This is a genomic window from Microbulbifer echini (assembly GCF_041447225.1).
GTDB lineage: Bacteria > Pseudomonadota > Gammaproteobacteria > Pseudomonadales > Cellvibrionaceae > Microbulbifer > Microbulbifer echini.
In genome coordinates, this window is the sequence record NZ_JBGMEL010000012.1 from 20076 (window position 1) to 33828 (window position 13753).

General features: G+C 56.1%; 13 protein-coding genes. 10 read left to right on the plus strand and 3 right to left on the minus strand.

The window, feature by feature from the left end; genetic code table 11:
- The first annotated feature begins 111 nt into the window (after positions 1-111).
- The 3 genes from ACCI51_RS12800 to ACCI51_RS12810 are packed head-to-tail and all read left to right on the plus strand — an operon-like array spanning position 112 to position 3407.
- A complete protein-coding gene (locus ACCI51_RS12800; RefSeq protein ID WP_371843901.1) occupies positions 112-804 on the plus strand; it encodes an ATP-dependent zinc protease family protein in 693 nt (230 codons plus the stop codon).
- Positions 805-859: 55 nt separating this feature from the next.
- Positions 860-2392: an inactive transglutaminase family protein gene (locus ACCI51_RS12805; RefSeq protein ID WP_299581694.1), complete on the plus strand. Its 1533-nt coding sequence runs from the start codon at positions 860-862 to the stop codon at positions 2390-2392.
- A gap of 10 nt (positions 2393-2402) precedes the next feature.
- The gene (locus tag ACCI51_RS12810) at positions 2403-3407 is read left to right on the plus strand and encodes an alpha-L-glutamate ligase-like protein (RefSeq protein ID WP_299581698.1); all 1005 of its coding nucleotides are present in this window, start codon (positions 2403-2405) and stop codon (positions 3405-3407) included.
- A 67-nt stretch (positions 3408-3474) separates the two neighbouring features.
- Here the strand turns inward: ACCI51_RS12810 and ACCI51_RS12815 are convergent, their stop codons facing one another.
- Both ACCI51_RS12815 and ACCI51_RS12820 read right to left on the minus strand, forming a co-directional pair.
- Positions 3475-4635 (minus strand): acyl-CoA desaturase, encoded by a 1161-nt coding sequence (locus ACCI51_RS12815; protein ID WP_371843903.1) that lies wholly within the window; start codon positions 4633-4635, stop codon positions 3475-3477.
- A 211-nt stretch (positions 4636-4846) separates the two neighbouring features.
- The gene (locus ACCI51_RS12820; protein WP_371843904.1) at positions 4847-6031 is read right to left on the minus strand and encodes an acyl-CoA desaturase; all 1185 of its coding nucleotides are present in this window, start codon (positions 6029-6031) and stop codon (positions 4847-4849) included.
- Between the two features lie 590 nt (positions 6032-6621).
- Between ACCI51_RS12820 and ACCI51_RS12825 the strand changes: the two genes are divergently transcribed.
- A complete protein-coding gene (locus tag ACCI51_RS12825; RefSeq protein WP_371843906.1) occupies positions 6622-8625 on the plus strand; it encodes an ATP-binding response regulator in 2004 nt (667 codons plus the stop codon).
- 56 nt (positions 8626-8681) lie between these two features.
- Here ACCI51_RS12825 and ACCI51_RS12830 read toward each other — a convergent pair whose 3' ends face one another.
- Positions 8682-9485 carry an inositol monophosphatase family protein gene (locus ACCI51_RS12830; protein ID WP_299581712.1) on the minus strand — a complete coding sequence of 268 codons (804 nt, stop codon included), beginning with the start codon at positions 9483-9485 and terminating at the stop codon, positions 8682-8684.
- A 135-nt stretch (positions 9486-9620) separates the two neighbouring features.
- Here ACCI51_RS12830 and trmJ point away from each other — a divergent pair, with 135 nt between their 5' ends.
- The 6 genes from trmJ to hscB all read left to right on the plus strand — a co-directional run bounded on the left by trmJ (position 9621) and on the right by hscB (position 13740).
- Complete coding sequence (trmJ, locus tag ACCI51_RS12835) at positions 9621-10412, plus strand: tRNA (cytosine(32)/uridine(32)-2'-O)-methyltransferase TrmJ (RefSeq protein ID WP_299581715.1); 792 nt, start codon at positions 9621-9623, stop codon at positions 10410-10412.
- Between the two features lie 104 nt (positions 10413-10516).
- Positions 10517-10993: a Fe-S cluster assembly transcriptional regulator IscR gene (iscR, locus tag ACCI51_RS12840; protein ID WP_299581718.1), complete on the plus strand. Its 477-nt coding sequence runs from the start codon at positions 10517-10519 to the stop codon at positions 10991-10993.
- Positions 10994-11057: 64 nt separating this feature from the next.
- Entirely contained in the window at positions 11058-12272 is a 1215-nt protein-coding gene (locus ACCI51_RS12845; RefSeq protein WP_371844026.1) for an IscS subfamily cysteine desulfurase, read from the plus strand.
- 27 nt (positions 12273-12299) lie between these two features.
- Positions 12300-12722, plus strand: coding sequence for a Fe-S cluster assembly scaffold IscU (gene iscU / locus ACCI51_RS12850; RefSeq protein ID WP_299581721.1), 423 nt, complete (start codon positions 12300-12302; stop codon positions 12720-12722).
- On the plus strand, positions 12685-13086 hold the full coding sequence (gene iscA, locus ACCI51_RS12855; RefSeq protein WP_455363779.1) for an iron-sulfur cluster assembly protein IscA: 402 nt from the start codon (positions 12685-12687) through the stop codon (positions 13084-13086). The genes iscU and iscA overlap by 38 nt, the downstream gene beginning before the upstream one ends.
- A gap of 126 nt (positions 13087-13212) precedes the next feature.
- Positions 13213-13740: a Fe-S protein assembly co-chaperone HscB gene (hscB, locus tag ACCI51_RS12860; RefSeq protein WP_299581723.1), complete on the plus strand. Its 528-nt coding sequence runs from the start codon at positions 13213-13215 to the stop codon at positions 13738-13740.
- Positions 13741-13753: the final 13 nt, after the last annotated feature.

Here is a 13753-nt window from a genome sequence, read left to right on the forward strand (position 1 = left end):
TATCGACCTTTTGCCTGGTGTGGGAAGGAATTTCTGCGCTTGCTACTGTGAACGCTGCGAAGACGGTGTGGTCGGACTGGAATGCTAATGGGGCTAGAGGTAATCGTTAGGATGCAGAAATTTTCCCTTCTGTGGTTATTGGTGACGGTGCAGTTGATGCTGGGCTGTCAATCGCTGATGTATCCCGAACAGAGCGGGCAGGGGGCTGCGCCCGCTGCTGCACCAGTGGGGCAGCCACAGGGCCAAATAGCGCAGTGCCCCGAGCTTGCAGAAGTGATTTGTGCGGAGCCGGAAATCCGGGTTGTTGAAAAAGTCATCGAACGAAGAGTTGAAAAAATAGTCGAAGTGCCCGTTGCTGAGGACAAGCTGGTGCTCGGGGCTGTGGAGGAAATCTCCATCGAACCCTCCGGCCTGATTATTGAGTCTATCGTAGATACCGGTGCGCCGACGACCACTCTGCGCGCCCAGACACTGACACGCTTTGAGCGCGATGGTGAAGACTGGATCAGGGTACAGCTGTTACCGCCGCAGGCAGATAGCAAAGCCAAGCCCGCTTCTATCGAGCTGCCGATAAAACGCCATATCCGCACGACACGTGTCGGATTTCCAAGCCAGCGGCGCCCGGTGGTGGAAATGAACCTGACCGTAGGGGAGGTCACCCATCTGGTCGAAGTCAGCCTCACCGATGAGGGTGGTACCGATGTAGTGATGCTGCTGGGACGCAATTTCCTAAAAGATGCTGCGGTTGTCGATGTGAGCCGACGCAATATCCAGGGGCAACCCCGGGTATTCGGAGTTAAATAGGCCGCTTATAAAGTTAGGTTCCCTTTTGGAACCATAGATTTACGGGGAATGGCGAATGTCGCCGCGCGTTCAAGTTTATGTAATTGCGGCACTGCTCGCATTGATCGGAGCGGGTCTCACCGCTTACAAACATTTCGAATTGGGTTTCCCGCTGCTGCCGGGTGAATACCGTACCGTGTGGACTATTGAAGCCAAAGTGGGATTCGATGCCGAGGGTGGTCCGGTGAAGGCGGCATTGACGCTGCCGCGCGAGCAGCGCAATATGGAAATTCTCGGAGAAACCTTCAGTTCTTCCGGTTTTGGCTTTTTTATTGCCCGCGAAAATGACGAGTATCGGGCAGTCTGGACGCGCCGCTCCGCCGAGGGTTCCCAGTCCCTGTTCTACCAGCTCGATGTGTATCAGACACCCGGTGCGGCGCTGGAGCAGCCACTGAACCTTAGTACCAAAGTGAAGAAGCCCTTCCTCGGTGCGCGGGAGCAGGAGGCCGTGCGCCTGGCCATCAATTCCCTGGTGAAGCAGGCCCGCGAGCGCTCTTCCGATGTGGAGTCCTTCACCACCCAGTTGCTGTTTGAACTCAATGACGACGGCAATCAGGACCGCAACCTTATCTTTCGCCACTATGCCGACAAGTCCCTAGTGGATGTGGCCCTGTTGATGCTTGCCACTGCCGATATACCGGCCCACCGTATTCGCGGCCTCTACTTGGAAGATGATCGCCGCCGCCTCGATCCCGAGGATCTGCTCGAAGTGTATGACGGTAAGCGTTGGATCGTATTCGAGCCCGGTAGTGGCTTGCCCGGTGTTCCCGACAATTTCTTTATCTGGCAGCGCGGTGGCAAGAGCCTGCTCGATCTGGAAGGTGGACGCAATTCCCAGGTGACCTTCTCGGTGATTGCCAATGACGTGCCTGCGCGGGATGTCTCCATGCGCAGTAGTCGGGATGAGAAAGACGCGCTGGTGGATTTCTCCATCTACAGTCTGCCTATCGAGCAGCAGAGCATTTTTAAATTGATTCTGCTGGTGCCGGTGGGTGCTTTGGTGGTGGTGCTATTACGCGTGTTTGTTGGCTTGCGCACCTCCGGTACCTTTATGCCGGTACTGCTGGCGATTGCTTTTATTGAAACCCAGTTGCTCACCGGTCTGTCAATTTTTGTGTTGATCCTGGTGTTGGGACTTTGGGTGAGGTTCTATTTAAGCCGGCTCAACCTGCTCCTTGTGTCGAGGATCGCCGCCGTGGTGGTCACGGTGGTGATCATTATGGGGGTGATCAGTGTGGTTAGTTACAAACTCGGCATCGAACAGGCGCTGACAGTGACGTTCTTCCCGATGATTATCCTGGCCTGGACAATTGAGCGCATGTCCATCGTTTGGGAGGAAGACGGCCCCTACGAAGTGGTCGTGCAGGCCGGCGGCAGTCTGTTGGTTGCGGTGCTGGCTTGGTGGGTGATGACCAACCGCTATGTAGAGCATTGGACATTTAACTTCCCTGAACTGCTGTTGGTATTGCTGGCGTTTATTCTGGTTGTGGGCAACTACACCGGTTATCGTCTCAGCGAGCTCATGCGTTTCCGGCCTCTGGTTAAGTAGGGGGATTGCGATGCTGCAGTTTTCTTTCCGGCACCTGATCAACAAAGTGCGCGGTGGAATAGTTTCGCCACTGGCGCTGAGTGAGATGGGCATACTCGGTATGAATGCACGCAATATCAATTACATTGCGCGCTATAACGACCGGGAAAAATTTCCCATCGTCGATGATAAGCTCAATACCAAGCACGCGGCCAAGCGTGTAGGGATTCCGGTACCGGAGTTGATTGCGGCGTTTGAAACTCCGGCTAGCCGCAAGCGCGTGATGGAGGTGATCGAACCTCTATGGAAGTTTGTGATCAAGCCGGCGCGGGGCTCCGGAGGAAAGGGCATTCTGGTGATCGCCGGGCGCGAGGGCGAAAAATACAAAAAGATTTCCGGTTCGGAAATTGAAGCCCTGGATATCTTGCGCCACGTCAACAATATTCACAGTGGCCTCTACAGTCTCGGCGGCAAGCCCGACCGGGTGATGGTAGAGGCCCTGGTGGATTTCGATCCGGTCTTTCAAGATTACTCGTTTGAGGGCGTGCCGGATATCCGCGTCATCGTGTTCCGCGGCTATCCGGTAATGGCGATGCTGCGCTGCTCAACGCACGATTCCGACGGTAAGGCCAATTTGCACCAGGGAGCCGTGGGTGTGGGAGTCGACCTGGCTACGGGCCGGAGCTGTCATGCGGTCCAGCGCGGGCTGCGGATTCAACACCATCCAGATACGGAGATGTCTTTTGGCGAGCTCAAGGTGCCCGGTTGGTACGACCTGGTGCGCCTGGCGGCAAGTTGCTACGAAATGACCGGTCTCGGTTATCTTGGCTGTGACATAGTACTGGACCGCGAGAGAGGCCCGCTGTTGCTCGAAGCCAATGCCCGCCCCGGCCTTGCAATCCAGGTGGCCAATGGGGTGGGTTTGCGTCAGCGCCTGGGCTTTATCGAGGGGCTGGAGCAGGAGATGTTCGAAAAAGGCGTGGACGAGCGGGTGGCATTTTCCATGCGCGAATTTGCTGTGGAAAAAACTCTTTGATTCGCCTTGCGGCAGTCATCCGGGAATTTACGTTATAGCTTTGCAGTAGCCCTTGCAGAGCGCTGCGTCAGGTGGCCGCCGTCGTGTCCGCCTGGCACTGTTTTATCAGTAGACCCAGGCGCTTGCTTTGCATTTTCAGGCTGTACTCCACCTCTTTAACCTTACTTTGAATGGTCATCCGGTTCCATTTCTCTGTGAGTTGCTCCCCGTGGCACTGGGTATTTTGTAATTGCAGCTTTTTCCAGTTGTCCAAGGTTTTAGAGAACTGTGCGGACTCATTTCTCAGGAGTTGCAGCCATTCCTCCTTACGCTTGCCAATCGCAAGTTTTCTCTCGGCCTGTCTGAATTGTACGCTGAGTTTTGCCTTTTGAATCTGTATTGGGGATGCAACTTTCAGATTGTAGGTAATCCGCAACCAGCTCAATAATTTGATTACCCATTTGGTCGGGTCGTAGTGGTACAAGTGAATGCCATTGCGATAGTCAGTTTGAAAAGTGTGGTGGTAATTGTGATACCCCTCTCCACATAAAAAAAAGTTGACAAGGTAGTTGTCCCTAGCGCTGATATCGTCTTTATAGGGACGTGGGCCCCACATGTGGGCGAGCGAATTGATCATAAAAGTTGTGTGGTGATTAACTACCAGACGAAGAACTCCGGCGAGCAGAAGCATGCCAATAACATCACCGGTGAGCAGACCCAGGACTAAGAGAATCCCCAGGTTCATCGAGATGATGATGGGGATGTAGTAGTTGTGTTGCCACATTACAATCTTATCCTGCTTTAAGTCTGCGACATTCTTGTAGTCGAGATGACTGCTCGGGTATTCGTGCATCATCCAGTCGATGTGAGAAAACCAGAAGCCGCGCCTCGCCGAATAGGGGTCGCGGTCATTGTCATCGGTATAACGGTGGTGATTTCGGTGGCCGGCACACCAATTTAGTATGCTGCCTTGTATGGCGGCTGCACTGAACAGGGCGAAAAACAGGCGTAGAGACCAGTGTGCATCATAACTGCGGTGCGACCACATACGGTGGGTTCCCGCTGATATAGAGAAAGCGCACAGGCCACCGAAAATGGCAAATGCTAACCACTGGTACCAGTGATAACCGTACACAACACCATAAATAGGCACGGCAGTCAGTGCCAGTATACCGGTGATGGCAAACAGTAATGTAGAAGGCCAGAAGCGCTTTAGTTTGGTGATGGTCGCTGGTGGCGTTGTGCGCATATTTCTAGCCTGGCTGCGAAATGGCTTTGAGGAAACCCGTGAACTAGCGGCGTAATTTTTCTGGGTGGTATTTGGCGGTAAAAGCCAGATACATAGAAAATATAGATAATGATTGGGTGGGGGTGCGTCCTGACTCCAAAGTTGCGCCTTTTACCTTGCCAGGAAAGGTGAATCTGATTTGTATGTCATAGGCCCAGGCCATTCCGTAGTTTTATTTACCGAAGCCTATTGAGCTGGCGGTGGCAGCGTTTAAGCGGGATTGCCGCACTAATAATCGCAGACGCCGGCTCTGCATTTTGAGGCGAAATTTCAAATCGCGGATTTTTGTCTGGATGGCCGCCAACTTCCATTTTTTGGCGGGACCGTCTTGAGCAATCTTACGGCGCTCTGCCAGTAGTACCCGCCACTCCTCCATGGTTTTACAAAAGTCCGCTCGCTCCCGATCTAATAGAGACCGCCAATTCTCCTGATCCCCCGCTTCCAGTTCTTTTAATTGCTGTTCTGTGTGTTCAAATTTTACTTCCTGTACGGTTTTCTGAACCTGCATATCCGTGGCGGTTCTCAGTTGCCGGGTGATGCCGAACCAACTGAGCACCTTTATCAGCCATTTGCTCGGATCGTAGGCAAGCCAACCAACGCCATTGCGAAAGTCTCCAGGAAAGGCGTGGTGGTAATTGTGGTAGCCCTCGCCGAAAGCAAAAATATTAATCAGTGGATTATCCCGAGCAGAGATATCGCTTTTGTATTTTCTGTGCCCCCAGCGATGCCCGAAGGAATTGAGGGCAAATGCGGCGTGGTGATTGATCACCATACGCAATACGACCGCGAGCAGGAACATGGCGATAATGTCACCGGTAATCCAACCGAATACCAAGCAGATAGCAAGATTCATCGCGATGGCGATCGGCAGGTAGTTACGGTGCTGCCACATCACAATCTTATCTCGTTGTAGGTCCCGCACATTGTCGTGACTTTTCATGCCGGAGGGGTATTCGCGCATCATCCAGTCCAGATGTGAAAACCAAAGTCCCCGCGCCGAGGAGTGGGGGTCCAGGTCGTTGTTGTCGGTATAGCGGTGATGCGCGCGGTGCGCCGCGCACCAGTTCAATGTGGTGTTTTGTAGGGTTGCTGCGCTAAAAAGGGCAAAAAGTAAGCGCATCAGCCAGTGGGTCTTGTATGTTTTATGGGTCCACAGGCGGTGGTTGCCCGCCGAAATAGAAATGCCGCACAGTCCGGTCACCAGCAGGAAGGCAAGCCACTGTTGCCAGGAGTAGCCGTACTCGAATCCATATAGGGGCACGGCGGTCAGAGCCAGTAAACCGGTGCTGGCAAAGAGAATCGTGGGGGCCCAATAGCGCTTTCTCTTCTCTGCGGCGTTTGCCGAAACTGTACTCATCCGCGTTACCCCGAAGATCAGCGAAGGATTTACCTGGGGCTGCCACATAGCCCTTCCGGTCTGTATCCAGAGGAGCCCCCAACAGATCTGTAAAAATTGTGGCACAAATTTTCGAATTGGCCTGATCTGTGGGTGTAGGTAAGATTGCGAGGCCTGGCTCTTGGCGCCTCTTTGTGGTGCAAAAAATAGGGAGGTTGGCATTTGTTGGGTCGTATAACTTGGGAAAAGAGGCTCTGGGGCAGGGGGCTTCCCGGTGAGGACCTCAAAAGCTGGCATAGCGCTTGCATTATTTAAAGCGTGTGGGACGCATGACCTGCACTTCGGGGAGTTTGCATGGGGTTATGGCAAACCGTTTCCACTGAGAAACTTCCCGTTTTCTCTCATCATCGCTGATTATGGCCCCGCAATGCGGGGCCTTTTTTATGCTTTCGCCTTCCCATACATTTCACAATGTCTGAAATAAATTTTATTTTTGTGACTCCGTGTGGAATTCTGCTTGGTACTAATGCCCAGTAAATAGACGCTCTATATCGGGCTGGGTATAAATGCCCCTTACGACTGCCAGCAAATGCCAACGAATCGAGTTAAGCGTGTCCGAATCACTAAATCCCGCTCCGCCCCATATTCCTTTTCTGCTGGCCACTCCCGAGGAGTTGCACTCCCTGTCTGGGGTGGAGCTCGCCCACCAGGTTGGTCACCTGCAGGGGTTGATGATGGATGTGGACTGCGGTCTGTGGGAGTGGCACTTAAACAGCGGTGTACAGCGTGCTCAGGGGGATATTTGGCATTTGTTTGCTGACAGTGCCGAGCGGGCCCTCGAAGCCCTGTGGAGTGGCAGCGAGTTGCACCCGGTGCACTCCGACGAACGCCACCGCCTCTTCGCCCTGCGCCATCGCATCGTCAGCCAGGGGGGCTATTTTGATATTACCTTCCGCGCCTATGATATTACCGGCCAGCTGCGCTGGCTGCGTTTTTGTGGGCGCGCAACCACCAGTGCCGATGGCACTGAGGTCATCGTTATCGGTCACTGTGCGGATTATAGCGAGGCCCTGTCCCAGCGCTACTTGACAAGCTTGCCCAGCGAGCGGCCACTGCAGGCACTTTCCGGGGTTGGGGACGGTTTGTGGGAGTGGGATTTACGCGCTGATGAGATGGTCCTCGATGATGCCTGTTGGGGGATTCTCGGCTACGAAGTGAGCCCGATTCGCAGTATTGGGCGCTCTGCCGCGGAGCAGTGGAAGGCCCGCATTCTCACCGAGGATATTTCCCGGGTGGAGCAATCCATGCTGGACCATGTGCGCGATCGCCTGCCGCTGGATGTAGAGTTTCGCCTGTGGCGCTCCGATGGCAGCCTGGTGTGGGTGCGTTGCCGCGGCAAAGCGCAACTGGATAGCCGCGGCCAGCCGGTGCGGGTACTCGGCACTTTGCAGGATATCAGCGCCAGTCGCGAAGCCCTGGCACGGCTGGAGCGGGAGTTACATCAGCAACGTGAGGAAAACGCCCACCGGGCCGATCTGTTGTTTAGCCTGAGTCACGAGCTGCGTACCCCGCTCAATGCCATTTTGGGATATAGCCAGATGGTGGAGCTGGATCAGAGCCTGAATTCGGAACAGCGCCAGCGCCTGGGGGAAATTCGCCGTGCTGGTCAGCATTTGTTGCACCTGGTGGGAGATGTCTTGGAGCTCGCTCGAATTGATAGCCGGCGACTCGGCCCCTCGATGGAATCGGTGCGCCCGGCGGAGTTGGTGGCTGAGTGTAAGCGCCTTTTGGAGCCGCTGGCGGAAACTCGGCGGGTGAGTTTGGTCTTCGAGCCTCTCGGCTGGGAGTCCGCCTATATCTGTGCCGACCCGGTGCGCTACAAGCAAGTGGTACTGAATCTCGCCGGTAACGCGATTAAGTACAACCGGGAGAGCGGTCGGGTCATTATTAATTTCACGCCGCAGGCGGAAGGGTGGCTGCGCTTGAGTATTCTCGATACCGGCAAAGGTATCCCGCCGAACCGGCGCGGTGAGGTATTCGAACCCTTCAACCGCCTGGGGGAGGAAAAGGGCCATATCGAGGGCACCGGTGTGGGCCTGGCGATTGCCAGGCGCCTCACGCAGGCTATGGGCGGGCGTATTAATTTTGACAGCCAAGAGGGGCAGGGCTCGGTTTTCTGGATCGAATTTCCCATGATTGATGCCCCCGATGCTCTAATGAGTTTCTCTGCCAATCCACAAGATCCGCCGCATTTACCCGAGGGGCGTTTGCTGCTTGTGGATAACCGTCCCTCGGCGGTGAGCCGTGTCAAAGGGATGCTGAAAGATACCCCTCAGGTTCAGTGCCTGGTGGCCACCGATGTGGTGGAGGCTATTTTTATGGCGCGTACCCAGCATCCGGATGTATTGCTGTTTCACAGTGAGGTGCCGGGGATGTCCGCCTCTGATCTGGTGGACATCTTGGGGGAAGATATTTCCACGAGAGCGATGCGTTTTGTACTGGTGGGGGAAAATCGCAGTGGTGAAAGCCACCCGGCCCTGCCGGCTCAGTTTGATTTTATGCAGCTCTCGAGAGTGTTGGCGGAAACGCTTGGGCGGGGCGGGAGGGCGGTTTAATCGCGGTGTAACAGAGCACTGGTCCGGCTACCGCCGGACCAGTGCGCGTGGATGGCTTAGCGTATGCTGCCCAGGTGTTTGCCCACGATTTGCACCAGCGGCTTGAAGACTCTGGGGGTGGCACATACCAGATTGCCGGAGTCCAGGTAATCTTCGCCACCGCGGAAGTCGCTGATCAGGCCGCCGGCCTCTTTAACCAACAGGGAGCCCGCGGCGATATCCCAGGTGTTCAAGTACATCTCCCAGAAGCCGTCGAAGCGTCCGGCGGCAACATAGGCCAGGTCCAGTGCGGCGGCGCCGGGACGGCGGATACCGGCGGTCTGTCCGGCGATTTCTTTTAGTGCGCGCAAATAAGGGTCGATATTTTCCAGTGCCGGACCGTTAAAGGGCAGGCCGGTACCGATCAGAGCGCCGCGTAAACCTTGGCGCGGGGAGACTCGGATGCGGCGACCGTTCAGCGCCGCGCCGCGGCCGCGGCTCGCGGTAAATTCTTCGCGTTTGATGGGGTCCAGCACCACCGCGTGTTCAATGCGGCCGCGGTAGCGACAGGCGATGGATACCGCAAACTGCGGTACGCCGTGGATAAAATTGGTGGTGCCATCAAGGGGGTCGATAATCCACTCGTAGTCGGGCTCGGCGCCTTCGATCAGGCCGCTTTCTTCCGCGCGAATGCTGTGCTTGGGGTAGGCTTTGCGCAGGTGGTAAATGATTTCCTGTTCGCTGGCCTTATCCACTTCGGTGACGAAATCGTTGCGCGATTTTTCCTCGAATTTCATCAGGTCGCCGCGCTCCCAGGCCCGTTCGATCAATTCTCCAGCCTTGCGCGCTGCGCGCAGGGCAATATTTAGCATGGGTTCCATAACTATTCCGCACTGAGTGGTTGAAGTGGTTAAAAAGCAGACTGCGGGTTAACCGCAGCGGACGCGATTGTAGGGATTCCCGCTCCTTTTTGCTACACTCGCGCGCCCCCATGACATCGAATTATTACTTTCAGTATGGCCAAGCCCCCTTTAGATACGACTCCGCCCAATGCGCTCGACAATGTGCGCGTGGTTCTGGTTAACAGCGCCCACCCCGGAAATATCGGTGGCGCCGCACGCGCTTTGAAGAATATGGGCCTGAGTCAGCTCTATCTGGTGGCGCCGCGCGAATTCCCCGCGGCCAATGCCGTGTGGCGCGCCGCCGGCGCAGCGGAGCTGCTCGACCGTGCCGTTGTGGTGGATACTTTGGAGGAGGCGGTGGCGGACTGCGGTTTGGTAGTGGCCACCAGTGCCCGCGAGCGGCGTATTCCCTGGCCCCTGCTCACGCCGCGCCAGTGCGGTGAACGCGCCGTGGCCGAAGCCTCGAGCCATCCGGTGGCGCTGGTATTCGGCCGCGAGGATCGCGGTTTGACCAATGAGGAGTTACAGGCCTGCAATTTCCACGTACATATTCCTGCGAACCCCGAATACAGCTCTTTGAATCTGGCTACTGCGGTGCAGGTACTGGCCTACGAGGTACGTATGGCGGCACTGGAGGCGGATAGAGGCGAGCCCTTGAGCTACGCCGATTGGGACCGCCCGCCGGCCAAGGCCAGCGATATGGAGCTCTATTTTGCGCACTTGCAACAGGCTCTTGGTGAACTCGGATTTATCGACCCCGATAACCCCCGTCAGACGATGACCCGCCTGCGCAGACTGTTTAGTCGGGTGCGTCCGGACGATATGGAGCTGGGCATCCTGCGCGGCATGTTGACCGCCATCCAAAACCATATACACCGCTCTGGTGGTAAGGGGCGCCCGGACTAGTTGAGTACCCGAGTACTGCGCTTGGTTATATACTTGACTAAGGTGCTGGGTTATTTCATACTCGCGCCCCATCGGAAAAGGCTGTACATCAGTTTGGAGCTGGTATGCGTTTGACAACCAAGGGCCGCTACGCGGTAACCGCCATGCTGGATCTGGCGTTGCATGCCGAGCGCGGACCGATCAGCTTGGCAGATATTTCCAAGCGACAGGGGATTTCTCTGTCTTATCTGGAACAGCTATTTTCACGCCTGCGGCAATCTGGGCTGGTGTCCAGTGTGCGCGGTCCCGGCGGTGGTTATCGCCTGGCTCGCGATGGCGAGGAAATTTTTGTGGCGCAGATCATTGATGCGGTCAATGAATCGGTGGATGCCACCAGCTGTGGCGGTAATGCCGATTGTGCCAATGGCGAGCAGTGCCTGACCCATTATCTCTGGTCCGATCTGAGTGACCAGATTCACGGATTCCTGAGCGGTATCAGCCTGGCGAACCTGGTGTCTCGCGCCGAGGTACAGGAAGTGGCGCGCCGCCAGGATATGCGCGAAGCACCGGAACAGCGGGTCGCCTTACTCGGCGGTCTGTAAGCATCGGCCACCTGAGTGGCCAAAGCGGAATATTTGAGAATTATTGAGCGGAAACGGTATGACTATGAAGCTTCCCATCTACCTGGATTATTCAGCTACCTGTCCGGTTGACCCGCGTGTCGCTGCAAAGATGGCAGAGCAGTTGACGATGGAAGGCAACTTCGGCAACCCGGCTTCTCGGTCCCACCTGTATGGCTGGAAGGCCGAAGAGGCGGTGGAAAATGCCCGTCGCCAGGTGGCCGAGCTGATAAATGCCGACCCCCGTGAGATTGTCTGGACCAGTGGTGCCACCGAGTCCGACAACCTGGGCATCAAGGGTGCCGCCCACTTTTATCAGGGGCGCGGCAAGCACATCATCACATCCAAGATCGAGCACAAAGCGGTTCTGGATACCTGTCGCCAGCTGGAGCGCGAAGGCTTTGAGGTGACTTACCTCAACCCCGGCAAAGACGGCATCGTGACGCCACAGCAGCTCGAGGAAGCGCTGCGCGAGGACACCATTCTGGTGAGCCTGATGCATGTGAACAACGAGATCGGCGTCATTAACGATATCGCCGCTATCGGTGAGCTGTGCCGCTCGCGCAAGGTGATCTTTCATGTGGATGCGGCGCAGAGCGCCGGTAAGCTGGCTATCGACCTGCAGGAAATGAAGGTCGATTTGATGTCTTTCTCCGCCCACAAAATTTACGGTCCCAAGGGCATCGGCGCCCTGTATGTACGCCGCAAGCCCCGCGTGCGCCTGGAAGCACAGATGCACGGTGGCGGTCACGAGCGCGGAATGCGTTCCGGAACCCTGCCCACCCACCAGATCGTCGGCATGGGTGAGGCTTTCCGCATCGCCAAAGAGGAAATGGCCGAGGAAAATACGCGCCTGGTGGCGCTGCGTAACCGCTTCTGGGATCTGATCAAGGATATGGAAGAGGTGCACATCAACGGTTCCGCCGAACAGCGTATACCGGGCAACCTGAATGTCAGTTTTGCCTTTGTTGAGGGTGAGAGCCTGATCATGTCTCTGCGCGATCTGGCGATTTCGTCTGGTTCCGCATGCACTTCGGCGAGTCTCGAGCCCAGCTATGTATTGCGTGCTCTGGGTGTGAACGACGAGCTTGCACACAGCTCCCTGCGTTTTAGCTTTGGTCGTTTCACCAGCGAGCAGGACGTGGATACCGCAGCGGCTGCCGTGCGCAAGGCGGTGGAAAAACTGCGCGAATTATCGCCGCTTTGGGATATGTACAAAGACGGTGTCGACCTAAACAAGATTGAATGGGCCGCTCACTAAGCGCGCGCATGAGTTAGGAGAAAAGTCATGGCCTATAGCGATAAAGTAATTGACCACTACGAGCACCCCCGCAATGTCGGTCGTATGGACGACAAGTCGGACAACGTGGGTACTGGAATGGTGGGCGCGCCCGCCTGTGGCGACGTAATGCGTCTGCAGATTCAGGTGAGCGATGAGGGTGTGATTGAAGACGCCAAGTTCAAAACCTACGGCTGTGGTTCCGCTATCGCCTCCAGCTCCCTGCTGACCGAGTGGGTGAAGGGCAAGACCATCGATGAGGCGGAGCAGATCAAAAATACTGCCATCGCCGAAGAGTTGGCCCTGCCGCCGGTGAAGATTCACTGTTCGGTGCTCGCGGAAGACGCGATCAAGGCGGCAGTGCGCAATATCCGCGAGAAGCGTGGCGAATCCGTTGAAGCTGGCGACACGCAGGAATCCGCTGCGGGTTAATCTACCGGGCCCCGAGCCCAACAGTAGTGAAGGTATTGTTTTGGCTATTACCATGACCGAGGCCGCCCAGGCTCATATTAAGAGTCAGCTGGCCAAGCGCGGCAAAGGTATCGGCATTCGTGTGGGGGTTAAAACCGCCGGGTGTTCGGGCCTTGCCTATGTTCTGGAATTTGTCGATTCGGCAGAAGCCGAAGACGAGGTGTTTGAGTACGGCGGCGTACAGCTGATCGTAGACCCCAAGAGCTTGGTTTACCTGGATGGTACCCAGCTTGATTTCGTCAAGGAAGGGCTCAATGAGGGCTTTACCTTCTCTAACCCCAACGTTAAAAACGAGTGTGGCTGCGGCGAGAGTTTTCACGTCTGACCGGGGCCCGCTACAGTGAGGCCGGGTGCGTTGCGCATGCCGGCCTTTTTATTGGCCCGGCAACCCATGCCGGGTGGGGGCGCCGCCGCCCAGTTTTTAAGGCCTAGTGCCGGCAGGTGAACTGAGATGGCAACCAATCTGACCCATTTCGAAATATTCGGGCTCGAACCCGCCTTTGAACTCGATCGCAGTGCGTTGGCCGTGCGTTATCGGGAATTACAGCGGGAATTTCACCCGGATAAATACGCTTCCAAATCCGAGCGCGAACAGCTGCTGGCTATATCTATGGCTGCACAGATCAATGAAGCTCACACGGTGCTGCGCGATCCAGTACAGCGCGCGGCCTATCTGCTCAAGCTCGCCGGTGTGGAAGTGCCGCCGGAGCAGACCACCGCCGATACGCAATTTCTCATGCAGCAGATGCTGTTGCGTGAGCGCCTCGAGGAAGTGCGCGAAGAGCCAAACCCCACCGCCGCGCTGGAAGAGCTCGCCGAAGAGGTCGATGGCCTCTGTCGCGGGGAGCAGAGGCGATTTGCCGAGACCTATGCGGCGGGCAAGCTCAGCGAAGCCGAGGATTCCCTGCGCAAACAGCAGTTCCTGGTGAAATTACAGTCACAAGTGGAAGAGCTGGAAGCCGACCTGTTCGGCGATTAAATAAGCGGTATCA

Bases quoted from the DNA above. Each gene is read 5' to 3' on its own strand.
- ACCI51_RS12820 (WP_371843904.1), bottom strand. From the start codon at position 6,031: ATGAGTACAGTTTCGGCAAACGCCGCAGAGAAGAGAAAGCGCTATTGG.
- ACCI51_RS12800 (WP_371843901.1), top strand. From the start codon at position 112: ATGCAGAAATTTTCCCTTCTGTGGTTATTGGTGACGGTGCAGTTGATG.
- iscR (WP_299581718.1), top strand. From the start codon at position 10,517: ATGCGTTTGACAACCAAGGGCCGCTACGCGGTAACCGCCATGCTGGAT.
- ACCI51_RS12805 (WP_299581694.1), top strand. From the start codon at position 860: ATGTCGCCGCGCGTTCAAGTTTATGTAATTGCGGCACTGCTCGCATTG.
- ACCI51_RS12815 (WP_371843903.1), bottom strand. From the start codon at position 4,635: ATGCGCACAACGCCACCAGCGACCATCACCAAACTAAAGCGCTTCTGG.
- iscU (WP_299581721.1), top strand. From the start codon at position 12,300: ATGGCCTATAGCGATAAAGTAATTGACCACTACGAGCACCCCCGCAAT.
- ACCI51_RS12810 (WP_299581698.1), top strand. From the start codon at position 2,403: ATGCTGCAGTTTTCTTTCCGGCACCTGATCAACAAAGTGCGCGGTGGA.
- ACCI51_RS12830 (WP_299581712.1), bottom strand. From the start codon at position 9,485: ATGGAACCCATGCTAAATATTGCCCTGCGCGCAGCGCGCAAGGCTGGA.
- trmJ (WP_299581715.1), top strand. From the start codon at position 9,621: ATGGCCAAGCCCCCTTTAGATACGACTCCGCCCAATGCGCTCGACAAT.
- hscB (WP_299581723.1), top strand. From the start codon at position 13,213: ATGGCAACCAATCTGACCCATTTCGAAATATTCGGGCTCGAACCCGCC.
- ACCI51_RS12845 (WP_371844026.1), top strand. From the start codon at position 11,058: ATGAAGCTTCCCATCTACCTGGATTATTCAGCTACCTGTCCGGTTGAC.